Below are 22455 nucleotides of genomic sequence, written 5' to 3' on the forward strand. Positions count from 1 at the left end.
TGATCTTTGGTGCTTTGTGCCTTGATTCGGCGTGTCCGATCGGTGCTGCACCGCACACCACCCACCCACCGCAGATCGACCGGTCTGCAGAAGCGTCAGCGAGGCTATGGCTAAGAAAGACGGTGTCATCGAGATCGAGGGCGTGATCTCCGAGGCTCTGCCCAACGCGATGTTCCGCGTTGAGCTCAGCAACGGACACAAGGTCCTGGCAACGATCTCCGGAAAGATGCGACAGAACTACATCCGCATCATCCCCGAGGACCGCGTGGTCGTGGAGCTCAGCCCCTACGACCTCACCCGCGGCCGTATCGTCTACCGCTACCGCTGACCGGTCGAGAAGTAACGGCCTGCCTCGGTAACGAGGCGGTACGAAGACAGCGATAAGGAAACATCATGAAGGTCAACCCGAGCGTCAAGCCGATCTGCGATCACTGCAAGGTGATCCGCCGCCACGGCCGCGTCATGGTGATCTGCAAGAGCAACCCGCGTCACAAGCAGCGCCAGGGCTGACCTGCGCTGCGCGGACCGCTCGCGCACATCTCACAACTCAATACGAAACGGCAGGATCAGATCCTTCGTCGGGGCTCAGGCACCAGCGAAGAGGACACCTCGGGGCGGAGGCCCGGGCACCGATCCTGTTCCATACCTCCACTACATCCAGGAGAACCGCATGGCACGTCTTGCCGGCGTTGACATCCCGCGCGACAAGCGCGTGGTGATCGCCCTTACCTACATCTACGGCGTCGGCCGTACCCGCTCGGTCGAGATCCTCAAGGCGACCGAGATCGACGAGAGCATCCGCGTGAAGGACCTCAGCGACGACCAGCTGATCGCCCTCCGCGACCACATCGAAGGCAACTACAAGGTGGAGGGTGACCTGCGCCGCGAGGTGGCTGCAGACATCCGCCGCAAGGTCGAGATCGGCTCCTACGAGGGCATCCGCCACCGTCGTGGTCTCCCGGTCCGTGGTCAGCGCACCAAGACCAACGCCCGTACCCGCAAGGGCCCGAAGCGCACCGTCGCCGGCAAGAAGAAGGCCCGCTAAACGCGGCCCCAGGGACTAGGAGAACATTTTCATGGCTGCACCCAAGGCCGCCGCGCGCAAGCCGCGCCGCAAGGAAAAGAAGAACATCGCGCTGGGCCAGGCCCACATCAAGTCGACGTTCAACAACACGATCGTCTCGATCACCGACCCGTCCGGCGCTGTCATCAGCTGGGCATCGTCGGGTGGAGTGGGCTTCAAGGGCTCGCGCAAGTCGACCCCGTACGCCGCAGGTCTTGCTGCCGAGTCCGCTGCGCGTCAGGCGCAGGAGCACGGCGTCAAGAAGGTCGACGTCTTCGTGAAGGGTCCGGGCTCCGGCCGCGAGACCGCGATCCGCTCGCTCCAGGCCGCCGGCCTCGAGGTCGGCTCGATCCAGGACGTCACCCCGCAGGCGCACAACGGTTGCCGCCCGCCGAAGCGTCGCCGCGTCTGACACGGCTTATGCGAGGGATGCCACGGCATCCCTCGCATGCCCGCGTGCGGGCATCGACTTCCACAATTGAAGACCTCACCACACCACATGTCATATAGCGGGCATGTGATCGAAAGGAACACAGAGTGCTCATTGCACAGCGTCCCACACTGACCGAGGAAAAGATCGTCGAGAACCGTAGCCGGTTCATCATCGAGCCTCTGGAGCCCGGCTTCGGCTACACGATCGGCAACGCGCTGCGTCGCAGCCTGCTGTCGTCGATCCCCGGCGCCGCTGTCACCAGCGTTCGTCTCGACGGCGTGCTGCACGAGTTCAGCACCATCCCCGGCGTGAAGGAGGATGTCACCGAGATCATCCTCAACATCAAGCAGCTCGTGGTCTCGTCGGAGCGCGACGAGCCCATCACCGCATACCTGCGCAAGACCGGTGCGGGCGAAGTGACTGCCGCTGACATCTCGGCTCCGGCCGGTGTCGAGGTGCAGAACCCCGAGCTCGTCATCGCGACCCTCAACGAGACCGCGAAGTTCGAGCTCGAGCTCACCATCGAGCGTGGCCGCGGCTACGTCTCGGCCACGCAGAACCGCAACGAGTACGCCGAGGCCGGTCAGATCCCGATCGACTCGATCTACTCGCCGGTCCTCAAGGTCAGCTACCGCGTCGAGGCGACTCGTGCCGGTGAGCGCACCGACTTCGACAAGCTCGTCCTCGATGTCGAGACCAAGTCGTCGATCAGCCCCCGCGACGCCGTCGCGTCGGCCGCGAAGACGCTCACCGAGCTGTTCGGCCTCGCCCGCGAGCTGAACGTCGAGGCCGAGGGCATCGAGATCGGCCCGGCACCCGTGGAGGCAGTGAACTCCAGCGAGCTGTCTATGCCGATCGAGGACCTCGACCTGTCGGTCCGCTCGTACAACTGCCTGAAGCGTGAGGGCATCAACACTGTTTCCGAGCTCGTCGCCCTGTCGGAGACGCAGCTCATGAACATCCGCAATTTCGGCCAGAAGTCGGTCGACGAGGTGCGCGACAAGCTCATCTCGCTCGGTCTGTCGCTCAAGGATTCGGTGCCCGGTTTCGACGGCGCCCACTTCTACGGCGGCAGCGAAGACGAGTCCTTCTGATACCCGACCCTTCTGACCAGGAGTTAGACGATTATGCCCAAGCCCACTAAGGGTCCCCGCCTCGGAGGCGGCCCCGCACACGAGCGCCTGCTGCTTGCCAACCTCGCGGCGGCTCTGTTCACCCACAAGTCGATCAAGACGACCGAGACCAAGGCCAAGCGCCTGCGTCCGCTCGCCGAGCGTTTGATCACGTTCGCGAAGCGCGGCGACCTGCACGCGCGTCGTCGCGTGCTGTCGGTCATCGGCGACAAGAGCGTCGTGCACACGCTCTTCGCTGAGATCGCACCGCTGGTCGCTGACCGCGAGGGTGGCTACACCCGTATCACCAAGGTCGGCAACCGCAAGGGCGACAACGCTCCGATGGCCGTGATCGAGCTCGTCCTCGAGCCGGTCAACCCGAAGCCGAAGTCCGCCAAGAAGTCGGCCGCCGCCGCTCCGAAGGCCGAGAAGCCCGCTGAGGTCGTCGAGGAGACTCCCGCCGAGGAGGCTCCCGCCGAGGACGCAGCCGTCGAGGAGACGCCGGACGCCGGCGCCGAGTCGCAGGCCGAGGGCGAAGCAGCCGAGGCTGCCGCTGAGGACGCTGTCGAGAAGTAAGCACCTCTCACCACGAAGCCCGCCGCCCCTTCCGGGGTGGCGGGCTTCGTCGTTCCTGGCCGCAGGTTCTGCGGCCAGGAGCAACTTCTGCGGCCCGATTCGCGAGATGTGGCCGCAGAAGTTCGGAATGGCCGCAGAACCTGCGCGGCGGGTCAGCGGGCGCGAAGATCCTTGCGGAGGATCTTCCCGGATGCGGACTTCGGGATCGCGTCGATGAACTCGACCTGGCGGACCTTCTCGTGCGGCGCGACATGGGCGGCGACGTGCGCCATGACTGCATCCGCGTCGAGATCGGCATCCGCCTGCCGCACGACGAACGCCTTCGGGACCTCCTGGCCATCGTCGTCGGGAGCACCGATGACGGCGGCGTCAGCAATGGACGGATGCTCCAGCAGCACGGCTTCCAGCACGGCGGGTGCGACCTGGTAGCCCTTGTACTTGATGAGCTCCTTGAGCCGGTCGACGATGCGGAAGATGCCGTCGTGCGTGACGGTCGCGACGTCGCCGGTGCGCAGCCAGCCGTCGGCGTCGAGCATCTCGGCAGTGGCATCCGGACGGTTGAGATAGCCCTTCATGACCTGCGGACCGCGGATCAGCAGCTCGCCGGGTTCGCTCGCCCCGTCGTCGGGCACGGCGACGTCCGCTCCGGTCTCGGGGTCGATCAGACGTGCTTCGGTGTTGCTGATGAGCATTCCGACCGAGGAGCGGTCGATGTCGTCGCGGGCGGCCGGGATGGCGTGGGTCACCGGACTGGTCTCAGTCATGCCATACCCCTGGCAAACGGTGCAGTCCAGCCGCTTCGCGACGGCCGAGGCGAGCCCGCCGTCGAGGGGAGCGGCCCCCGAGAAGATCACGGAGATGGAGGAAAGGTCGTACTGGTCGATCAGCGGATGCTTCGCCAGGGCCACCGCGATCGGCGGGGCGATGAACACCCAGGTCGTGCGATGCTCGGCGACGACGCGCAGGAACTCGGTCAGGTCGAACTTCGGCATCGTCACGAGGGCGGCACGCTGCCGCAGGGCGAAGTTCAGCAGCACCGTCATCCCGTAGATGTGGAAGAACGGCAGCACCGCGAGCACGCGATCGCCGTCGACCAGGGATATCGTCGAGCGGCACTGGCTCACGTTCGCGACGAGGTTGCGGTGCGTGAGCATCACGCCCTTCGGACGTCCGGTCGTTCCCGAGGAGTACGGCAGCACCGCGAGATGCTCGGCGGGGTCGAAGGAGACGTCCGGCGCCGCGCGGCCTTCGCCGAGGAGATCGCGGAGTGAGGGATGCCCGTCGGCGCCGTCGAGAACGATGAGGTGATCGGCGTCGATCCCCACCTGCGCCGCGGCGGCCTCCGCGCCCGGAAGCAGAGGAGAGACCGTGATCAGCCATTCCGCCTCGGCGTCGGTGAGCTGGTTCACGATCTCGTCGGCCGTGTAGAGCGAGTTGATCGTCGTCGCGGTGGCTCCCGCGCGCAGGATGCCGTGGAAGACCGTCGCGAACGCCGGGATGTTCGGGCAGAGCACACCGATGCGGGTGCCGACGCCGACGCCGCGGGCGGCGAGTGCGCCGGCGAACAGATCGATCTGGGCGACCAGCTGCCGGTACGTCGTCTCGGCGCCGCTGGTGCCGTCGACCAGCGCGACGGCATCGAGGCGGTCCTCGTCGAGGTCGCCGAAGAGGTAGTCGTACACGGAGACGGCGGGGATCTCCACGTCGGGGAGGGTGCTGCGAACCATGAGATCTCCTTCGATCCGGTCACGACGTCATCGTCTGATGGGATTCAGTTTCGCACAGGGAGGCACCCCGTACCACTGGTGAACGGGGGAGGGTCGCCGCGAGTAGGCTGATCCGGTGAGCGACGCACAGACCCTGAACCGAGGGCCTCGCGCCTACACCGCCTTCATCGGGATCGGCCTGCTGGCCGGCCTCCTGTCCGGACTCTTCGGAGTCGGCGGCGGCACCGTCATCGTGCCGCTGCTGGTCCTCTTCCTGCATTTCAATCAGCGGCTCGGCGCGGGGACCTCGCTCGCCGCCATCGTGCCCACGGCCACCGTGGGCGTGATCTCCTACGCGATCCACGGCTCGGTCGCCTGGGTTCCCGGCCTCATCCTCGCGGCGGGTTCCGTGGTGGGTGCGCAGATCGGCACCCGCCTGCTTCCGAGGGTCTCCCAGACCGTGCTCCGGTGGCTGTTCGTGGGCTTCCTCGTGGTCGTGATCGTGAGCCTCTTCCTGGTGATCCCGTCGCGCGACGCGGAGTTCGAGGTTCAGCTGCTGAACGGGCTCGCCCTGGTCGCGACAGGCGTCGTCACCGGCATCCTCGCCGGGCTCATCGGTGTCGGAGGCGGGGTGATCGTCGTTCCGGTCCTGATGCTCGCCTTCGGAACGAGCGACCTGATCGCCAAGGGCACGTCGCTGCTCATGATGATCCCCACCGCGATCTCCGGCACGATCGGCAACCTGCGCAACCACAACGTCGACCTCGTCGCGGCTGCGATCGTCGGCGTGTCCGCGTGCACCACGACCGCCCTGGGTGCGTGGCTCGCGACGCTCATCGACCCGTTCGTCGGCAACATGCTGTTCGCGGCATACCTCGTCGTCATCGCCGTGCAGATGGCGATGAAGGCGATCCGCGGGCGCAAGAAGGACTGACTCGTCCCGCCTCGGTAGGATCGAGGGGTGGCAGTGAACCAAGATCTTGTCGGCCGGGAGTTCCCGCCGACCGCCCCGTACCTCGTCGGACGAGAGAAGGTGCGCGAGTTCGCCCGCGCCGTCTTCGCCGATGCCCCGCAGCACACCGACGTCGATGCCGCCCGTGCCCTCGGCTTCGACGACGTGGTCGCACCGCCGACCTTCGCGATGGTCATCCAGGACCACACGCTCCAGCAGCTGCTGGCGCAGGAGGACTCCGGCATCGTGCTGGCGCGCACGATCCACGCCGAGCAGCGATTCGCCTACTCGCGTCCGATCGTCGCCGGAGACGAGCTCGTCGGGCAGCTGCGCGTCACCGGCATCCGCATGATGGGCGGAAACGCGATGATCACCAGCGAGGCGGAGATCACGGATGCGGCCGGACAGCATGTCGTGACGGCCACCAGCGTGCTGCTCGTCGGAGCCGACGAGACCGCCGAGGGAGAGGCCGCCTGATGGGCTACACCGTCGGAGACGTGATCGCCGAGCGCACCGTGCACCTCACCCGCGAGTCGCTCGTGCGGTACGCGGGCGCATCGGGGGACTTCAACCCCATCCATTACCGCGACGACGTCGCGGCATCCGTCGGCCTGCCCGGAGTGCTCGCGCACGGCATGCTCACGATGGGGATCGCGTCGTCCGTGGTCGTCGCCGCCCTCGAGCCCGGCGCGAAGATCCTCGACTACGGCGTGCGCTTCACCAAGCCCGTGGTCGTCGATCCTGAGGCCGGAGCCGATCTGCAGGTCGTGGCCACCGTCGGCGCCGTCGACGACGCCGCCACGCGCATCGACCTCAAGGTCACCTTCGGCGAGACGACCGTGCTGGTCAAGGCGCAGCTGCGCATCGCCGTCTGATGGGGGTGACCGAGGTGCGGGACATCGACCCCATCCGTCTCGCCCAGCTCACGACGCTGCGCACCGGCGCCGCTCCTGAAAGGATGCTCGAGGCATCGACGACGGCAGAGCTGGTCGAGGCCCTGCGCGCCACCTGGGCCGCGCGCGAGCCGTGGTTCGTGCTCGGCGGAGGCTCGAACCTGTTCGTGGGAGACGCGCCCTTCGACGGGACGGTGATCCGCGTGCGCACCGAGGGCATCGAAGAGCTGCCCTCTCCGCACGTCGGGCGCATCCGCCTGCGGGCCCAGGCGGGCCACGGCTGGGACGATCTCGTCGCCTACGCCGTGGAGCACGGATACGCGGGCCTCGAGGCCATGAGCGGCATCCCCGGGACGGTCGGCGCGGCGCCCGTGCAGAACATCGGCGCCTACGGGCAGGAGATCCAGGAGACGCTGGTCGAGGTCGAGCTCATCGACGAGGCGACCGGCGAGGTCTCGACCGTTCCCGCATCCGAGCTCGGACTGGGATTCCGCACCTCGGTGCTGAAGCATCACTACGGCGGCGAACCCCTGCGGCGGGCCGTGATCCTGTCGATCACCGTCGACCTGTTCGTCGCGGGCGAGCGCGTCGTGCGCGGCGAGCAGCTGCGCCGAGCCCTCGGACTCGACCACGAGGCCCCGGTCGCGCTCGGATGGGTGCGGGAGCGCATCCTCGCCACACGGGCGTCCAAGGGGATGCTGCTGGACGATGCGGACCCCGACACCCACAGCGTCGGCTCGTTCTTCCAGAACGCGATCGTGCCCGAGTCCGTGGCGCGCGCCCTGCCGCCGGAGTGCCCGCGCTGGCCGGTCGCGCCGGACCTCGATGCCGTCACCGTGATCCCGCTCGCCTCCTACGACGGGCTCGTCCCGCAGACGAAGACCGAGGCCTCCGACGTCAAGGTGAGCGCTGCATGGCTCATCGAGCAGGCCGGCATCCGCAAGGGCTTCAAGCTGCCGCGCTCCCGCGCATCCGTATCGACGAAGCACGCGCTCGCACTGACGAACCGCGGCGGCGCCACCGCCGGCGAAGTCGCCGAGCTGGCGCGCTTCATCCAGAGCAGGGTCCACGCCGAGTTCGGACTCGTGCTGCAGCCGGAGCCGGTGCTGGTCGGCGTCGAGCTCTAGCCTGCGCGCTACACTCGCCGCATGACCGGACTGACCCCGTATCTGCTCTTCCCCGGCAATGCCGCGGAGGCGATGCGGTTCTACCAGTCGGTGTTCGGCGGCGAGCTGCGGATGTTCGACTATGCGCAGTTCGACCGCCACGACGGGCCCTCCGACGCGATCGCCCACGCCATGCTCGAGGGCGTCGTGGATCTGTCGGGTGCGGATGCCGGAATCGATGCCGATGCGGTGCAGATGGGAGGCATGTTCTTCTCCCTGCTCGGCACGGCGGATGCGTCCACGCTCACCAGCTGGTTCGCCGACCTGTCCGTGGGCGGCAGAGTCATCGATCCGCTGCAGCGCCGCCCGTGGGGCGACTGGGACGGCACGCTCGTCGACCGCTACGGCATCCGCTGGCTGATCGGGTACCAGCCCGAGTCGTGACGTGCGACGAAACCCCCGGTTCGCGCCGAGACCCCCGTCCGCGGACGTCTGCGAACGGGGGTCTCGGCGATAAAGCGGGGTCTCGGCGAGGTCGCGTCGCAGTCAGGCGAACAGGCGCTGCAGGCGCTGCACGCCCTCGAGGAGCTGGTCGTCGCCCAGGGCGTACGACAGTCGCAGGTAGCCGCTCGGGCCGAAGGCCTCGCCCGGGACCACAGCGACCTCGGCCTGCTCGAGGATCAGGTCGGCGAGTTCGAGCGAGGTCGTCGGTGTGACGCCGCCCCACGTGCGACCGAGCAGGCCCTGCACGTCGGGGTACACGTAGAAGGCCCCGAGCGGGTTCGGCACACGGATTCCCTCGATCTTCGACAGCTCCGCGACGATGAGGCGGCGGCGGCGGTCGAAGGCCTCGCGCATCTGCTCGGCCTCGGTCTGCGGACCGTTGAGGGCGGCGATCGCGGCCTTCTGCGCCACGTTGTTCACGTTGCTCGAGAGGTGCGACTGAAGGTTGCCGGCGATCTTGATGGCGTCGGCCGGGCCGACCATCCAGCCCACGCGCCAGCCGGTCATGGCGTACGTCTTCGCGACGCCGTTGACGAGGATCGTCTGGCCGGCGACTTCGGGGACCGCGGCGACGATCGACGTCGCCGTCACGCCTTCGTAGGTGAGGTTCTGGTAGATCTCGTCGCTGATGATCCAGATGCCGTGCTCGACGGCCCATTCGCCGATCGCCTTCGTCTCTTCGGCGGTGTAGACCGATCCGGTCGGGTTCGAGGGCGACACGAAGACGAGGACCGTGGTGCGCTCGGTGCGCGCGGCCTCGAGCTGCTCGACCGTGACCTTGTAGTCCTGGTCGGCTCCGGCGAAGACCTCGACGGGCGTGCCGTCGGCGAGGCGGATCGCCTCGGGGTACGTGGTCCAGTAGGGAGCGGGCAGCAGCACCTCGTCGCCCGGGTTCACGACGGTCTGGAACGCCTGGTAGACGGACTGCTTGCCGCCGTTCGTCACGATGACCTGGCTCGGCGAGACCTCGAGTCCGGAGTCGCGGAGGGTCTTCGCGGCGACCGCCTCACGCAGAGCCGGGAGGCCGGCTGCCGGGGTGTACCGGTAGTTCGCCGGGTCGGCGAGGGCTTCGGCCGCGGCATCCACGATGAACTGCGGGGTCGCGAAGTCCGGCTCGCCGGCCGCATACGAGATGACGGGCTTGCCTTCGGCCTTGAGAGCCTTCGCCTTCGCGTCGACCTTGAGGGTCGCCGACTCGGCGATGGCGGACAGCTTGCGGGAGAGAGGAGCGCGTTCGGTCACGATTACGAGCGTACTCGGGTGGGCAGGCCGGTCGCCGGGCGCGTCGTCATGAAGAACCGGAGTTCTTTACGGATCAGGCGGTCGCGAAGCCGTGCGCCTGCGCGACGGCGTCGAGGGTGATGCGTCCGCCCTGGACGTTCAGACCCTTGGCGAGGGAAGGATCTTCGGATGCCGCGCGCTCCCAGCCCTTGCCGGCGATCGCCGACACGTAGGGGAGGGTGGCGTTGGTGAGCGCACGGGTCGCCGTCTCGGGCACGGCGCCCGGCATGTTCGCGACGCAGTAGTAGATGGCGTCGTGGACCGCGAACGTCGGGTCGTCGTGCGTGGTGGGGCGCGAGCCCTCGAAGCATCCGCCCTGGTCGATCGCGATGTCGACGAGCACCGATCCCGGCTTCATCCCGGCGACCATGTCGTCGGTGACGAGCTTCGGCGCCGCGGCGCCGGGGATGAGGACCGAGCCGATCACGAGGTCGGCGGTCGCCAGCTCCTCGGCGATGTCGTAGCGGCTCGAGGCCCGGGTCTGCAGTGCGCCGCCGTAACGGTGCTCGAGCTCGCGCAGGCGGGGGAGGGAGATGTCGATGACGGTGACCTGCGACCCGAGGCCGAGGGCGTTCGCCGCGGCGTGCTCGCCCGCGACTCCGCCGCCGATGACGACGGTCTTCGCGCGGGGCGTCCCTGCGATTCCGCCGAGCAGCATGCCGCGGCCGCCGTTCGACCGCAGCAGCGAGTAGGAGCCCATCGTGACCGAGAGTCGTCCGGCGATCTCGCTCATCGGCACGAGAAGGGGGAGGCTGCGGTCGGGCAGCTGCACGGTCTCGTAGGCGACGGCGGTCGTGCCGGCGTCGACGAGCCCGGTCGTCAGCGCGCGGTCCGCCGCCAGGTGCAGGTAGGTGAAGAGCGTGAGGTCGGGACGGAGGAACCCGTACTCCTGTGCGATGGGCTCCTTGACCTTGATCAGCAGGTCGGCCTCGCCCCAGGCATCCGCCGCCGTCGGCACGATCTCCGCACCGGCCGCGCGGAAGGCGTCATCGGAGATGCGCGAACCGAGGCCCGCCCCGGACTGCACGAGCACCCGGTGTCCTTCACGGACGAGGCGGTCGGCGCCGGCGGGGGTGAGCGCGACGCGGCTCTCGTTGTTCTTTACCTCGGTGGGCACGCCGATCTTCATCGATCCTCCAGGACTAGGTTTTGGTGGATACAGAATCGCAGAAACGTCGACCAGGCAACAGATTCACTGAAGATGATTCGGATCAGAGATGAATCCTGAATAATGGTTCACGTGGAGACGACATCGCAGGGTCCTCAGCCGAACACTCTTCGGGCACCCGCCCTGGACCCGACAGATGCGCGGATCGTGCAGCTTCTCGCCGACGACGGGCGCATGACCAACGCGGAGCTCGCGGGTCACCTCGGCGTCGCTCCCTCGACGGCGCACGCCCGGCTGCGCGCCCTCGTCGAGCGCGGCGTCATCACCGGCTTCCACGCGAGCGTGGACGAGCGGATGCTGGGCGCCGGGCTCCAGGCGATCATCGGAGTCACACTGCGTCCGAGCGGTCGGCGCGAGAGCATCGTCGAGTTCGCGGAGCGCGTGCGAGTGCTGCCGCAGGTCATCCAGGTGTTCTTCCTGGGCGGCGACGACGACTTCCTGCTGCACATCGCCGTCGCGGACTCGTCGGAGATGCGCGAGTTCGTGCTCGAGCACCTGTCGGCGCAGAGCAGCGTCGCATCGACGCGCACGAGCATCGTGTTCGACTACCACCGCAATTCGGTGGCCGCCTCGTTCGCGTGAGGATCAGCGGTCACGCGCCGTAGGAGGCGGGGAGGGCGCAGTAATCGGCGAATCGTCGGGTCGGGTTCGCGGGGTCGGTGACGTCGACAATCGCGGCGGCGACGGTATGCGGCGCCTCGTCGTCCGCGAGCTGCCACACGACGTAGTGCCACATGCCGCGGGCCGTCTCGCTCAGCAGCGCGGACGGGCCCGAGACGACGAGCACGCTGTCGCTCGCGGAGGTCGCGCGGAACGGCGCGATCACCTCGGTGCGGAGGAACTGCTCGTCGCCGTCGGCGGAATGCCTCCGCTCGACCTGGAGCCCTGTCGCGCTCAGCGCTGCCGTGAGCTCGTCGGCACTGTGACGCGAGCGCTCGGCATCCGCTCCTGCCACGGCGACGAGCCGTCGCCCCCGGGGATACAGGTGCACGAATTCCGAGACGATGTCGGTCCACACGTCGGCCATGCGTCCAGGCTACGCCCGGAGATCGGAGGGTGGGCCGGTCAGAGGAGGCTCACCGCGAGCCAGACGATCACGACCACGTAGTAGATCAGCGGGGTGAGGAGGGCGAGCACGCACGCGGCGGAGAGGATCAACGCGGTGTTGCCCAGCAGCATCGGCACCCGTGGTCGGGCTGCGGAACCCGTGGGTTGGTCAGCGAGTGTGAGCGCGACCGCCGCCAGGATGACGACCAGTCCGATGCCGCAGACGGCTGTGTTCAGCATCGGACCGGGGAGAGGGAAGCTCGTGAAGAAGTCCGTGAAGAAGAACGTCGTGACGATCGTGACGAGGCACAGCGCGGCGATGACGACGGCACTCAGGCCCAGGACGACGGAGACGGTGCGGCGGATGCGCGCGGCACGCGGGGAGAGGGGAGCAGACGGCATCCCGCGAGCGTAGGGCGGCCGGCGCCCTCCGGACGAAGTTATCCACAGGCAGAGAAGACCCCCGGTTGCGCTCGGCACATCCGGGGGCCTTTTCGGGGACGTCAGTCCTCGTCGACGAGGAACCGGCTGTAGGCGCCGAGCGTCAGGAAGGTGGGGAACTCCTCCCGCAGGGCGACCTCGCGGAAGATCTCCGCCGCGTCGTCGAACCGGTCACCGGCGCTCCGGGTGGCCGAGGCGATGACCCGGGTGATCAGACCCTCGACGTATTCGGCCGTGATCGGCGTGCCCTCCTGCGTGACGCGGTCCTGGTGGATCCACTGCCACACCTGTGACCGGCTGATCTCCGCCGTCGCGGCATCCTCCATCAGGTTGTCGATCGCGACGGCGCCGAGTCCACGCAACCACGCCTCGAGGTAGCGGATGGCCACCGACACGTTGTCGCGCACGCCCCGATCGGTGACGGCGCTGCCGATGCGCAGATCGAGCAGGTCACGTGCCTGCACGTGCACGTCGTCGCGCTGCCGGTCCGCCTGGTTCGGACGGTCTCCCAGCACGGCGTCGAACTCCGCCTGAGCCGTCGGGATCAGGTCGGGGTGCGCGACCCAGGTGCCGTCGAAGCCGTCGCCGGCCTCGCGCTTCTTGTCGGCGGAGACCTTCTCGATCGCGCGTGCCGTCACCTCGGGGTCGCGGCGGTTCGGGATGAACGCGCTCATGCCGCCGATCGCGAAGGCGCCCCGCTTGTGGCAGGTCTGCACGAGCAGATCGGTGTACGCCCGCATGAACGGCACCGTCATCGTGACCTCGCTGCGGTCGGGGAGCACGAAGCGCGCCCCGCGTCCGCGGTAGTTCTTGATGATCGAGAAGATGTAGTCCCAGCGACCGGCGTTGAGGCCGGCGCAGTGGTCGCGCAACTCGTACAGGATCTCGTCCATCTCGAACGCGGCGGGCAGCGTCTCGATGAGGACGGTGGCCCGGATGGTGCCGTGCGGGATGCCGATGTACTCCTCGCTGAACGAGAACACGTCGTCCCACAGCTTCGCCTCCTCGCTCGACTCGAGCTTGGCGAGGTAGAAGTACGGGCCGCGGCCGCCGTCGATCAGGGCCTGCGCGTTGTGCAGGAAGTAGAGCCCGAAGTCCACGAGGGAGCCGGATGCCGCGGTGCGGCGCCCCATCCGATCGATGAACGACACGTGCTTCTCGGGCAGGTGCCAGCCGCGCGGGCGCATCACGATCGTGGGCGTGCGCTCGGCGGTGACGCGGTACTCCTTGCCGTCGGGCGACGTGAAGGAGAGCTCGCCGCGGATCGCGTCGCGGAGCGAGAGCTGCCCCTCGATGACGTTCTTCCAGGTGGGGCTCGTGGCATCCTCCTGGTCGGCCAGCCAGACCCGCGCGCCGGAGTTGAGGGCGTTGATCGTCATCTTCGGATCGGTCGGCCCGGTGATCTCCACGCGACGGTCCTCGAGACCCGGGCCGGCACCGGCGACGCGCCAGTCCGCGTCGTCGCGGATGTGCGCGGTGTCGTCGCGGAAGCGGGGGTCGTGCCCGTTGCCGATCTCGAAGCGGCGGCGCATCCGATCCGCGAGCCGGTCGTGCCGGCGCGACGCGAACCGATGGTGCAGCTCGGTGAGGAAGGCGATCGCCTCGGGGGTGAGGATCTCGTCGTAACGGTCGCGCAGGGCGCCGGTGATGTCGATCGCCGGCCCCTGCTGGGTCGTCGGAGTCGGAGCGGTCGTCGGGGGAGCAGTGGGAGTGGTCATGATGAAGTCCTTTGCGTGGATGCTGAGACCCCGGTTTGTCGCCGAAACCCCGGGCTGTGGTCGCACACAGCGAGGGGTCTCGACGAGAACCGGGGGTCTCGCGGGATCAATGGAACTGCGCGGCTTCGGTGGAGCCGGCGAGGGCGAGAGTCGCGCTGTCGGGGTTGAGCGCCGTGGAGATGACGTCGAAGTAGCCGGTGCCCGCCTCGCGCTGGTGCTTGGTGGCGGTGTAGCCGTCTGCCTCGGCGGCGAACTCGGCTTCCTGCAGCTCGACGTACGCGCTCATGGCGCGTTCGGCGTAGCCGCGGGCGAGGTCGAACATCGAGTGGTTCAGGGCGTGGAACCCGGCCAGGGTGATGAACTGGAACTTGTAGCCCAGGTCGGCCAGGTCCTGCTGGAAGGTCGCGATCTCGGCGTCGGAGAGGTGCCGCTTCCAGTTGAAGCTCGGTGAGCAGTTGTAGGCCAGGAGCTTACCGGGGAACTCCGCGTGGATCGCGGCGGCGAACTCCCGGGCGAGCTCGATGTCGGGTTCGCCCGTCTCCACCCAGAGCAGGTCGGCGTAGGGGGCGAAGGCGAGGCCTCGGCTGATGACCGATTCGATGCCGGGGCGGATCCGGTAGAACCCCTCGGTCGTGCGCTCGCCGGTGGTGAACTGCTGGTCGCGCTCGTCGACGTCGCTGGTGAGCAGGTCGGCGGCGAGGGCGTCGGTGCGGGCGATGATGATGGTCGGCACGCCGGCGACGTCGGCTGCGAGACGGGCGGCGTTCAGGGTGCGGATGTGCTGCTGGGTGGGCACGAGCACCTTGCCGCCGAGATGGCCGCACTTCTTCTCGCTGGCCAGCTGGTCCTCCCAGTGGATCCCGGCTGCGCCCGACTGGATCAGCGACTGCGCGAGTTCGTAGGCGTTCAGCGGCCCGCCGAAGCCGGCCTCGGCGTCGGCCACGATCGGGGCGAGCCAGTCCTGCGTGATCTCGCCCTCGCCGGCGAGGGCCTCGGCGTGCTCGAGCTGGTCCTGGCGGATCAGGGCGTTGTTGATGCGGCGGACGACCGCCGGCACCGAGTTGGCCGGGTACAGCGACTGGTCGGGGTACGTCTGCCCGGCGAGGTTGCCGTCGGCCGCGACCTGCCAGCCCGAGAGGTAGATCGCCTTGAGGCCCGCGCGCACCTGCTGCACGGCCTGACCGCCGGTGTAGGCGCCGAGCGCCCGCACGTAGTCCTCGGTGTGCAGGAGGTTCCAGAGGTTCTCTGCGCCGCGGTGGGCGAGCGTCGACTCCTCGCGGACCGATCCGCGGATCCGGATGACGTCTTCGGCCGTGTAGGTGCGCTCGACGCCGTCCCAGCGGGGGTCGGTCTCCCAGATCTCCCGGAGCTCGGCGGCCGTCTGCACCTGGTCTCCGGCGCGGAGGCCGGCGGGGCGGGGTGCGGTGGTTCCTGCGGTGTTCGACATGGTGTCTCCTCGGTGAGCGTGGTGGCTTGGCATCCACTCTGTGTGAAGTTCCGCCGCCCGACCGACCGAATCGGGGGTGAAGAATGCCGGAAATTCTGTTTCTGTGACAGAATCACCGCCATGAGCACCGCTGACGCCGCAGAAGACACCGACGCCCTCACCATCGGGAGGCGCATCCGCCAGCTGCGCACCGCGCGGGGACTGACGCTCGAGGACCTCGCGGCCATGGTCGAGCGTGCGCCGAGCCAGCTGTCGATGATCGAGACCGGCAAGCGCGAGCCCAAGCTGACCCTGCTCCAGGCGATCGCGCGCGCCCTGGGCGTCACGCTCGATGTGCTGCTCGAGGGGGAGCCCCTCGACGAGCGCAGCGCGATCGAGATCGCACTGGAGCGCGCGATGAAGGGGCAGACGTTCCGGGCGCTCGGCATCGATCCGTTCCGCATCGCGAAGTCGGTGCCGACCGACGCTCTCAAGGCGCTTCTCGCGCTCCACGGCGAGATCGACCGGCTGCGGGATGAGCGCGCGGCCACACCGGAGGAGGCGCGGCGCGCGAACGTCGAACTGCGCCACCTCATGCGCCGCCAGGACAACCACTTCGCCGACCTCGAGCAGAAGGCATCCGAGATCCTCGCGGCGGTCGGCCACCCGGGCGGTCCGCTCACTCAGCGCACGGCATCCGAGATCGCCGCCTACCTCGGGTTCACCCTGCATTACGCTCCCGACCTGCCGCAGACGACGCGCAGCGTCGCCGATCTCGCGAACGGACGGCTGTACCTGTCGAGCAGCGTTCCCGCGAAAGGCGACGCCCGGACCGCGGTGCTCCAGGCCCTGTCGAGCCGCATGCTCGGACACTCCGAGCCGCACAGCTACGCGGAGTTCCTGCGGCAGCGGGTCGAGACCAACTACCTCACCGGTGCTCTGCTGATCCCCGAGGCGCACGTCGTGCCCTCCCTGAAGGATGCCAAGGCCCGCCGGTCGATCTCGATCGAGGATCTGCGCGACGCGTACTCCGTGTCGTACGAGACCGCCGCGCACCGGTTCACCAACCTGGCCACGCGCCACCTCGACATCCCCGTGCACTTCCTCAAGGTGCACGAGTCGGGCACGATCACGAAGGCGTACGAGAACGACGACGTCAACTTCCCGACCGACCGCCTCGGCGCGATCGAGGGGCAGATGTGCTGCCGACGCTGGACGAGTCGCGTCGTCTTCGACGAGGACGACCGCTTCAACCCGTACTACCAGTACACCGACACGGGCAACGGCACCTACTGGTGCACGGCTCGGGTCGAGGCCTCGAGCGAGGGCCTCCACTCGGTGAGCGTGGGCGTGCGGTTCGACGACACCAAATGGTTCGTCGGGCGCGACACCGGCCACCGCGGAGTCTCGAAGCACTCCGTCGAGGTGTGCTGCAGGCAGGCGCCGGCCGAGCTCGAGGCGCGCTGGCGCGAGAACTCCTGGCCGAATGTGAAGACGCCGCGCACGCTGCTCGCGACTCTTCCGACCGGTGCGTTCCCGGGCGTCGACACGACCGACGTGTACGAGTTCCTCGAGGCCCACGCTCCGCGGTGACTCGGAACGCGACCGGTCGTGCTCCGGTCGCACTTCCTGTCGCCCGCGAGCCGCGAAGGCGGCCGAAAGCGCGACCGGAGTGACGACGGGTTGAGTCAACACCGAACACATGTTAGGTTTTCGCGTATCGGTGTGCTGCCGACCGCAGCGCGTTCTCGACGAGGAGACACGATGAAGCGATGGATGAGTGCCCTGGCGACGGCCGGACTGGTGGTCGCGGGCTTGACGGTGTCCGGACCGGCGATGGCGGGCGGCGACCGATCGGACGACCGGGACCTGAACCGATGGGCAGCCGACACCTGGCAATCACTGGTCGCGATGACCGACGAGGCGACGGGCCTTCCTGCCGACAACGTCACGGGCGACCTCGAGACCTCCAGTGCCTACACCTCGCCGACGAACATCGGCGGCTACCTGTGGTCGACCGTGACCGCACGGGATCTCGGGATCATCAGCGCCGGCGAGGCCCGCACCCGCATGTCGACCACGCTCGACACCCTGACGGGGCTCGATCGCAACGACGCGAGCGGGATGTTCTACAACTGGTACTCACCGACCACGGGGGAGAAGCTGACGACCTGGCCCGATTCCGGTGACCCGGTGTATCCGTTCCTCAGCACCGTGGACAACGGATGGCTGGCCGCCGCGCTGCGCATCGTGCGCGAGGCGGATCCCGCGCTCGCCGAGCAGGCCGACGCGCTCTACGACTCGATGGACTTCGCCGCGTTCTTCGATCCGGCGGGTGCCGCCGGGCTCCCCGCGGGCACCAACCGCGGCGGGTTCTGGGACGCGCCCCCGCCCGACTGCAGCGTCGAGGCGCCGATGTACAACGGATCGGGAGAGAGCGCGTACTACACCTGCCACCACTACGACACGACGGTGAGCGAGAGCCGCATCGCGACCTATCTCGGCATCGCCAACGGCCAGATCCCGGCCACCGCGCTGTACGGCACGCACCGCACCATGCCCCCGGGCTGCGACTGGGCCTGGCAGGAACAGCTCCCGCAGGGGGAGTACCGCACCTACGACGGCGTCGAGGTCTGGGAGGGCGCGTACCAGTACGGCGAGATGTCGTTCGTGCCGAGCTGGGGCGGCAGCATGTTCGAGTCGCTGATGCCCGACCTGCTGGTGCCCGAGACGAAGTGGGGCCCGAAGTCCTGGAAGCTCAACCACCCGATCACCGTCGCCGTGCAGAAGCAGCACGGGCTCGACGAGGCCGGCTACGGGTACTGGGGCTTCTCGCCCGCGAGCAACCCCTTCGGCGGATACGCGGAATACGGGGTCGACATCGCCGGCATGCGGTCCGACGGCTACACGTCCGACGCGGAGAAGACCGACGTCGACGTCGACCGTCCCGGGTGCACCGTCGGCACGAATCCCGCTCCGGAGTTCGGCGACGGCGTCGTGACGCCGCACGCGGCGTTCCTCGCCCTGCCGTACGACCGGAAGGGGGCGATGGAGAACCTCCACGGGATCGAGAACGATCTCGGCGCGTACGGTCCCGGCGGGTTCTACGACGCCGTCGCCGTGCACAGCGGCGCGATCGCCGAACGCTACCTGTCGCTCGACCAGTCGATGATCATGGCCGCGATCGGCAACGAGCTCACGCGGGATAAGCTCAAGGACTACTTCGTGGATCGCGAGATGGAGCAGCGCCTGCGCCCCGCGATGAAACAGCAGGTATTCGGCTCCTCGTGGGGAGCGGGAGGCGGTCACCACGGCTGAGTCCCCGCCTCGCTTCGCCGAAGGACAGGAGCGCGCAGTGGGCACGGACGATCGACCGGCGGCGGGTCGCGGCCCCCGCGGTCCCTATGCGACGGGACAGGCGCGACGGCAGGCGATCGTCGACGAGGCGCTCGGAGTGTTCTCCCGCACGGGGTTCCATGGCGGATCCCTGCGGGAGATCGCCAAACGCGTCGGCGTGACCCCGGCCGGTCTCCTGCACCACTTCTCCGGCAAGGAGGAGCTGTTCGCCGAGGTCCTCCGCCAGCGCGACGAGAAGGTGCGCGCGGCGGCGGGCGACCCTGCCGAGCACACGCTGATCGAGCAGGCGAAGAGGGTCGTCGCGCACAACCAGACCTCGCGGGGGCTCACGTCGCTGTACGCCATCGTCTCGGCGGAGGCGACCGACTCCGAGCATCCGTCGCACGCCGACTTCGCCGCCCGCTACCGGGCGAGGGCCGACGAGGCGAGCGAGATCCTCCGACGCGGGCAGGATGCGGGCGAGGTGCGGGCCGACATCGACCCTGCGCTCGCGGCACGCCTGATCAGTGCCGTCATGGACGGGATCCAGCTGCAGTGGCTGCTCGACGAGTCGGTCGACATGGTCCCGCTGTTCGACGAGTTCGTGCGCCGCTACCTGCACCCCGCCGACGCGCCGCACGACTGAGTCGCCTGACGCGCGTCAGTCCCTGGCGGTCTGCAGCAGCGTCCAGAGCTCGGCCCGTGCGGGGAAAGCCGAGAGGTCGATGCCGAGCATGCCTCCCGCCTGGGCGATGCGCGAACGGAGCGTGTGCCGGTGCACGCCGAGCGCCGCGGCCGCCGACTCGGCCCTGGCGTCGTGCTCCAGCCAGGTGCGCAGCGAGTGCTCGAGGTCGGCGCCGGTGCGGGCGTCGTGCTCGCGCAGCGGAGCCAGGCGGGACTCCGCCACGAGTCGCGCCTCGTCGGTCGCGAGGGCGGTGAGGATGCTCGAGCCGACGGTGTCGGCATATCGCGCGGCGCCGTGGTCGCCGTGCTGGCGGAGAGCCGTGAGCGCCTGCGCGTGCGCGCGGGAGAAGGCGTCGTAGCCCTCGGGGGCGGAGACGCCGATACGGATGCCGAAGCGCACCGCGACCTCGTCGAGGAGATGCTCGTCGCTCGCGGACAGGCACACGGTCACGCCGTCCTCCGACTCGGCGATGAAGGAGGGTGTGCCGTGTTCGGACCGGTGCCTCTCCCACCAGTCGGTGAGCGGTCCGGCGGGAGCATCTCCGGCGACGGCGACGACGATCGGGGTGGGGGGAAGGGCGCCGAGCACCCGACGGGCGAGTCCGGGGTCATCGGCGAGGAGTGATCCGAGCAGTTGCGCGTGCAGGCGCCGCCGGCTGCGCGCCAGCTGCTCGCTCTGCTCCATGGCGAGACCCGCCATCGCGATGACCGAGGTCACGACCGACCGGGCCTCCGGGTCGAGCACGTCGACCGCGAGCGCGATGACTCCGCGCAGGTGGCCGCCCCGCCCGACCGTGAAGAGTGTGAACGTGCGGTCGTCGAGCGTGAGGGACTGGCCGGCTTCGAGCCCGCGGGTGAGGATCTCGATGACCCTCTCGCCGAGGTCTTCGAGCACGCCCGGCTCGATCGCACCGCGGGGATGCGAGCTGAGCAGCGCCCCGGCCGCATCGAACATGCCCGCCCACACGTCGAGGCGCCGGCCGAGCTCGGCGACGGTCGCGTCGAGACCGTGGGGGCGGAGGGCGGCGAGGGCGAGGGCTCGCTGCGTGTCGAGGGCCCAGGATCGCCGGGCGTACGCCTGCGCGGCGATGGCCTCGGCGTGTGCACGGGCGACGGCGATGAACGGCGTGCGGTAAGGGACCTCGAACAGCGGCATCCCGTGCTCGGCGCAGGCCTGCACGAGCTCTTCGGGAATGCCGGAGCGGTGCACCTCCGTGCCGAAGCCGAGTCCGAGCACGCCCCGACCGGCCAGGCGCCCGACGTAGGTGTCGATGTCGACCGCGTCGTCGAACTGGCTGCCGGTGGTCAGCAGGGCGAGGTCCTCCGAGAGGAACGGGGTGGGGTCGGCCAGATCGGAGCTGTGCACCCACCGCAGCGGTCGGTCGAGCGGGCCGTCCGGCAGCTCCTCGGCGGAGGAGACCAGCGCGAGGCCGAGGTCCCTTCGGTGCAGCAGCGCGCGGAGCGTGGGTTCCTCGGCCACAGCCATGGCGAACTCCTCTTGTACACACCGGCGATCTCTTGCTTCAGATTGTACAAGTCGGCGAGTGCGGCGGTGTCCGGAGCCGCCGTACGCTCGCGGACATGGCACTCCTCGACACCGCAGCTGTTGCAGTTCCCCTCGGCGGACCCGAGCTCCCCCAGGAGCGACGCCTCGTCACCGAGCTTCCCGGCCCCCGGTCGGCGGAGATCCTCGCGCGCAAGGCCGATGCCGTCGCCGCAGGCGTCGGCCACACGGTGCCCGTCGCGACCGTCGCCGCCGGCGGCGGAGTCGTGGTGGATGCCGACGGCAACTCGCTGATCGACCTCGGCTCCGGCATCGCCGTGACGACGGTCGGCAACGCGCACCCCAAGGTCGCCGCAGCCGTCGCCGCGCAGGCCGCGCAGTTCACCCACACCTGCTTCATGATCTCGCCGTACGAGTCGTACATCGAGGTCGCCGAGGCGCTGAACCGGGTGACCCCCGGCGACTTCGCCAAGAAGAGCGCCCTGTTCAACTCGGGCGCCGAGGCTGTCGAGAACGCGATCAAGATCGCCCGCAAGCACACCGGCCGCCAGGCCGTCGTCGCCTTCGACCACGGCTACCACGGCCGCACGAACCTGACCATGGCGCTCACCGCCAAGTCGATGCCGTACAAGAGCGGCTTCGGTCCCTTCGCACCCGAGGTCTACCGCGCGCCGATGTCGTACCCGTTCCGCGACGGCCTCGCCGGTCCCGAGGCCGCGGCCCGTGTCATCCTGCAGCTCGAGAAGCAGATCGGCGCCGACAACCTCGCCGCGGTCATCATCGAGCCCATCCAGGGCGAGGGCGGGTTCATCGTGCCCGCCGAGGGCTTCCTTCCGGCGATCGTCGACTGGTGCCGTGCGAACGGCGTCGTCTTCATCGCGGATGAGGTGCAGACCGGATTCGCCCGCACCGGACACATGTTCGCGAGCGAGATCTTCGGCATCGAGCCCGACCTGATCACCACCGCCAAGGGCATCGCCGGCGGTCTTCCCCTCGCCGCCGTCACCGGCCGCGCCGAGATCATGGACGCCTCCCACTCCGGCGGACTCGGCGGCACCTACGGCGGCAACCCGATCGCCTGCGCCGCGGCGCTCGCCGCCATCGACGTGTTCGAGAACGACGGCGTCATCGAGCGCGCCCGCGAGATCGGCACGATCCTCACCGACCGTCTCATCGCGATCCAGCAGGGCGACCCCCGCGTCGGCGACGTCCGCGGGCACGGCGCCATGATCGCGGCCGAGTTCGTCGACCCGGAGACCAAGGCGCCGGATGCCGCGCTCACCGCCGCCGTCGCGAAGGCCTGCATCGCCCAGGGCGTCATCGTGCTCACCTGCGGCACGTACGGCAACGTGATCCGCTTCCTCCCTCCGCTCGCGATCGGCGACGATCTGCTCAACGAAGGACTCGACGTGGTCGCCGCCGCACTCGCGGCCGCGTAGTCCCCGACCGCGGCCTGCCGCGGTCCGCACCAGATGTCCGGTCGCGACCCCAAATCGGGGGATTCC

Annotated in this window: 24 protein-coding genes; 16 read left to right on the forward strand and 8 right to left on the reverse strand. The window is 69.0% G+C overall.

The genetic code is table 11. From position 1 onward, the window contains the following. Positions 1 to 106: 106 nt before the first annotated feature. The 6 genes from infA (at position 107) to rplQ (ending at position 3184) form a co-directional block, all read left to right on the forward strand. Entirely contained in the window at positions 107 to 328 is a 222-nt protein-coding gene (gene infA, locus DW306_RS08710; protein ID WP_017201569.1) for a translation initiation factor IF-1, read from the forward strand. A 65-nt stretch (positions 329 to 393) separates the two neighbouring features. Beyond that, positions 394 to 510 carry a 50S ribosomal protein L36 gene (rpmJ, locus tag DW306_RS08715; RefSeq protein WP_005050492.1) on the forward strand — a complete coding sequence of 39 codons (117 nt, stop codon included), beginning with the start codon at positions 394 to 396 and terminating at the stop codon, positions 508 to 510. 160 nt (positions 511 to 670) lie between these two features. Then, positions 671 to 1045 carry a 30S ribosomal protein S13 gene (gene rpsM / locus DW306_RS08720; protein WP_017829190.1) on the forward strand — a complete coding sequence of 125 codons (375 nt, stop codon included), beginning with the start codon at positions 671 to 673 and terminating at the stop codon, positions 1043 to 1045. 31 nt (positions 1046 to 1076) lie between these two features. Then, complete coding sequence (gene rpsK / locus DW306_RS08725) at positions 1077 to 1475, forward strand: 30S ribosomal protein S11 (protein WP_136055213.1); 399 nt, start codon at positions 1077 to 1079, stop codon at positions 1473 to 1475. A gap of 125 nt (positions 1476 to 1600) precedes the next feature. Further along, positions 1601 to 2590: a DNA-directed RNA polymerase subunit alpha gene (locus DW306_RS08730; RefSeq protein ID WP_116635696.1), complete on the forward strand. Its 990-nt coding sequence runs from the start codon at positions 1601 to 1603 to the stop codon at positions 2588 to 2590. 33 nt (positions 2591 to 2623) lie between these two features. Continuing rightward, positions 2624 to 3184, forward strand: coding sequence for a 50S ribosomal protein L17 (gene rplQ / locus DW306_RS08735; protein WP_136055214.1), 561 nt, complete (start codon positions 2624 to 2626; stop codon positions 3182 to 3184). A 152-nt stretch (positions 3185 to 3336) separates the two neighbouring features. Here rplQ and DW306_RS08740 read toward each other — a convergent pair whose 3' ends face one another. Then, complete coding sequence (locus tag DW306_RS08740; protein WP_136055215.1) at positions 3337 to 4911, reverse strand: AMP-binding protein; 1575 nt, start codon at positions 4909 to 4911, stop codon at positions 3337 to 3339. 115 nt (positions 4912 to 5026) lie between these two features. Between DW306_RS08740 and DW306_RS08745 the strand changes: the two genes are divergently transcribed. The 5 genes from DW306_RS08745 to DW306_RS08765 are packed head-to-tail and all read left to right on the forward strand — an operon-like array spanning position 5027 to position 8285. Further along, positions 5027 to 5824, forward strand: coding sequence for a sulfite exporter TauE/SafE family protein (locus DW306_RS08745; RefSeq protein ID WP_136055216.1), 798 nt, complete (start codon positions 5027 to 5029; stop codon positions 5822 to 5824). Between the two features lie 27 nt (positions 5825 to 5851). Continuing rightward, the gene (locus tag DW306_RS08750; protein ID WP_136055217.1) at positions 5852 to 6319 is read left to right on the forward strand and encodes a MaoC family dehydratase N-terminal domain-containing protein; all 468 of its coding nucleotides are present in this window, start codon (positions 5852 to 5854) and stop codon (positions 6317 to 6319) included. After that, positions 6319 to 6717, forward strand: a complete 399-nt coding sequence (locus DW306_RS08755) for a MaoC/PaaZ C-terminal domain-containing protein (protein ID WP_136055218.1) — start codon at positions 6319 to 6321, stop codon at positions 6715 to 6717. The genes DW306_RS08750 and DW306_RS08755 overlap by 1 nt, the downstream gene beginning before the upstream one ends. A 14-nt stretch (positions 6718 to 6731) precedes the next feature. Beyond that, positions 6732 to 7862 carry a UDP-N-acetylmuramate dehydrogenase gene (locus tag DW306_RS08760; protein WP_136055264.1) on the forward strand — a complete coding sequence of 377 codons (1131 nt, stop codon included), beginning with the start codon at positions 6732 to 6734 and terminating at the stop codon, positions 7860 to 7862. A gap of 21 nt (positions 7863 to 7883) precedes the next feature. Beyond that, entirely contained in the window at positions 7884 to 8285 is a 402-nt protein-coding gene (locus tag DW306_RS08765) for a VOC family protein (RefSeq protein WP_136055219.1), read from the forward strand. A gap of 102 nt (positions 8286 to 8387) precedes the next feature. Here DW306_RS08765 and DW306_RS08770 read toward each other — a convergent pair whose 3' ends face one another. Then, the gene (locus DW306_RS08770) at positions 8388 to 9587 is read right to left on the reverse strand and encodes a pyridoxal phosphate-dependent aminotransferase (protein WP_136055220.1); all 1200 of its coding nucleotides are present in this window, start codon (positions 9585 to 9587) and stop codon (positions 8388 to 8390) included. A gap of 73 nt (positions 9588 to 9660) precedes the next feature. After that, positions 9661 to 10755 carry an alanine dehydrogenase gene (ald, locus tag DW306_RS08775; RefSeq protein WP_136055221.1) on the reverse strand — a complete coding sequence of 365 codons (1095 nt, stop codon included), beginning with the start codon at positions 10753 to 10755 and terminating at the stop codon, positions 9661 to 9663. Positions 10756 to 10857: 102 nt separating this feature from the next. Between ald and DW306_RS08780 the strand changes: the two genes are divergently transcribed. After that, positions 10858 to 11376: an Lrp/AsnC family transcriptional regulator gene (locus DW306_RS08780; RefSeq protein ID WP_136055222.1), complete on the forward strand. Its 519-nt coding sequence runs from the start codon at positions 10858 to 10860 to the stop codon at positions 11374 to 11376. A 10-nt stretch (positions 11377 to 11386) separates the two neighbouring features. On the opposite strand, the gene DW306_RS08785 is transcribed toward DW306_RS08780, so the two are convergent. The 4 genes from DW306_RS08785 to aceA all read right to left on the reverse strand — a co-directional run bounded on the left by DW306_RS08785 (position 11387) and on the right by aceA (position 15447). Further along, on the reverse strand, positions 11387 to 11821 hold the full coding sequence (locus tag DW306_RS08785) for a hypothetical protein (RefSeq protein WP_136055223.1): 435 nt from the start codon (positions 11819 to 11821) through the stop codon (positions 11387 to 11389). Positions 11822 to 11859: 38 nt separating this feature from the next. Further along, positions 11860 to 12243, reverse strand: coding sequence for a hypothetical protein (locus tag DW306_RS08790; protein ID WP_136055224.1), 384 nt, complete (start codon positions 12241 to 12243; stop codon positions 11860 to 11862). Between the two features lie 101 nt (positions 12244 to 12344). Beyond that, the gene (gene aceB, locus DW306_RS08795; protein WP_136055225.1) at positions 12345 to 14000 is read right to left on the reverse strand and encodes a malate synthase A; all 1656 of its coding nucleotides are present in this window, start codon (positions 13998 to 14000) and stop codon (positions 12345 to 12347) included. 106 nt (positions 14001 to 14106) lie between these two features. Further along, positions 14107 to 15447 carry an isocitrate lyase gene (gene aceA, locus DW306_RS08800; RefSeq protein ID WP_136055226.1) on the reverse strand — a complete coding sequence of 447 codons (1341 nt, stop codon included), beginning with the start codon at positions 15445 to 15447 and terminating at the stop codon, positions 14107 to 14109. Positions 15448 to 15567: 120 nt separating this feature from the next. On the opposite strand from aceA, the gene DW306_RS08805 reads away from it, so the two are divergent. The 3 genes from DW306_RS08805 to DW306_RS08815 all read left to right on the forward strand — a co-directional run bounded on the left by DW306_RS08805 (position 15568) and on the right by DW306_RS08815 (position 19408). Next, on the forward strand, positions 15568 to 17019 hold the full coding sequence (locus DW306_RS08805; protein WP_136055227.1) for a helix-turn-helix transcriptional regulator: 1452 nt from the start codon (positions 15568 to 15570) through the stop codon (positions 17017 to 17019). A gap of 171 nt (positions 17020 to 17190) precedes the next feature. Then, complete coding sequence (locus DW306_RS08810; protein ID WP_136055228.1) at positions 17191 to 18744, forward strand: glucoamylase family protein; 1554 nt, start codon at positions 17191 to 17193, stop codon at positions 18742 to 18744. A 37-nt stretch (positions 18745 to 18781) separates the two neighbouring features. Continuing rightward, positions 18782 to 19408: a TetR/AcrR family transcriptional regulator gene (locus tag DW306_RS08815; RefSeq protein ID WP_136055229.1), complete on the forward strand. Its 627-nt coding sequence runs from the start codon at positions 18782 to 18784 to the stop codon at positions 19406 to 19408. 15 nt (positions 19409 to 19423) lie between these two features. Here DW306_RS08815 and DW306_RS08820 read toward each other — a convergent pair whose 3' ends face one another. Further along, positions 19424 to 20932 (reverse strand): PucR family transcriptional regulator, encoded by a 1509-nt coding sequence (locus DW306_RS08820; protein WP_136055230.1) that lies wholly within the window; start codon positions 20930 to 20932, stop codon positions 19424 to 19426. Positions 20933 to 21027: 95 nt separating this feature from the next. Here DW306_RS08820 and gabT point away from each other — a divergent pair, with 95 nt between their 5' ends. Beyond that, positions 21028 to 22389, forward strand: a complete 1362-nt coding sequence (gene gabT, locus DW306_RS08825) for a 4-aminobutyrate--2-oxoglutarate transaminase (protein WP_136055231.1) — start codon at positions 21028 to 21030, stop codon at positions 22387 to 22389. Positions 22390 to 22455 lie beyond the last annotated feature (66 nt).

Source organism: Microbacterium sp. K24 (assembly GCF_004794465.1).
In the GTDB taxonomy this organism is placed as follows: domain Bacteria; phylum Actinomycetota; class Actinomycetes; order Actinomycetales; family Microbacteriaceae; genus Microbacterium.

Bases quoted from the DNA above. Each gene is read 5' to 3' on its own strand.
- DW306_RS08810 (WP_136055228.1), top strand. From the start codon at position 17,191: ATGAAGCGATGGATGAGTGCCCTGGCGACGGCCGGACTGGTGGTCGCG.
- rpsM (WP_017829190.1), top strand. From the start codon at position 671: ATGGCACGTCTTGCCGGCGTTGACATCCCGCGCGACAAGCGCGTGGTG.
- infA (WP_017201569.1), top strand. From the start codon at position 107: ATGGCTAAGAAAGACGGTGTCATCGAGATCGAGGGCGTGATCTCCGAG.
- DW306_RS08790 (WP_136055224.1), bottom strand. From the start codon at position 12,243: ATGCCGTCTGCTCCCCTCTCCCCGCGTGCCGCGCGCATCCGCCGCACC.
- DW306_RS08805 (WP_136055227.1), top strand. From the start codon at position 15,568: ATGAGCACCGCTGACGCCGCAGAAGACACCGACGCCCTCACCATCGGG.
- DW306_RS08740 (WP_136055215.1), bottom strand. From the start codon at position 4,911: ATGGTTCGCAGCACCCTCCCCGACGTGGAGATCCCCGCCGTCTCCGTG.
- rplQ (WP_136055214.1), top strand. From the start codon at position 2,624: ATGCCCAAGCCCACTAAGGGTCCCCGCCTCGGAGGCGGCCCCGCACAC.
- DW306_RS08820 (WP_136055230.1), bottom strand. From the start codon at position 20,932: ATGGCTGTGGCCGAGGAACCCACGCTCCGCGCGCTGCTGCACCGAAGG.
- DW306_RS08785 (WP_136055223.1), bottom strand. From the start codon at position 11,821: ATGGCCGACGTGTGGACCGACATCGTCTCGGAATTCGTGCACCTGTAT.
- aceB (WP_136055225.1), bottom strand. From the start codon at position 14,000: ATGACCACTCCCACTGCTCCCCCGACGACCGCTCCGACTCCGACGACC.
- DW306_RS08780 (WP_136055222.1), top strand. From the start codon at position 10,858: ATGGTTCACGTGGAGACGACATCGCAGGGTCCTCAGCCGAACACTCTT.
- DW306_RS08755 (WP_136055218.1), top strand. From the start codon at position 6,319: ATGGGCTACACCGTCGGAGACGTGATCGCCGAGCGCACCGTGCACCTC.
- rpsK (WP_136055213.1), top strand. From the start codon at position 1,077: ATGGCTGCACCCAAGGCCGCCGCGCGCAAGCCGCGCCGCAAGGAAAAG.
- rpmJ (WP_005050492.1), top strand. From the start codon at position 394: ATGAAGGTCAACCCGAGCGTCAAGCCGATCTGCGATCACTGCAAGGTG.
- aceA (WP_136055226.1), bottom strand. From the start codon at position 15,447: ATGTCGAACACCGCAGGAACCACCGCACCCCGCCCCGCCGGCCTCCGC.
- DW306_RS08765 (WP_136055219.1), top strand. From the start codon at position 7,884: ATGACCGGACTGACCCCGTATCTGCTCTTCCCCGGCAATGCCGCGGAG.
- gabT (WP_136055231.1), top strand. From the start codon at position 21,028: ATGGCACTCCTCGACACCGCAGCTGTTGCAGTTCCCCTCGGCGGACCC.
- ald (WP_136055221.1), bottom strand. From the start codon at position 10,755: ATGAAGATCGGCGTGCCCACCGAGGTAAAGAACAACGAGAGCCGCGTC.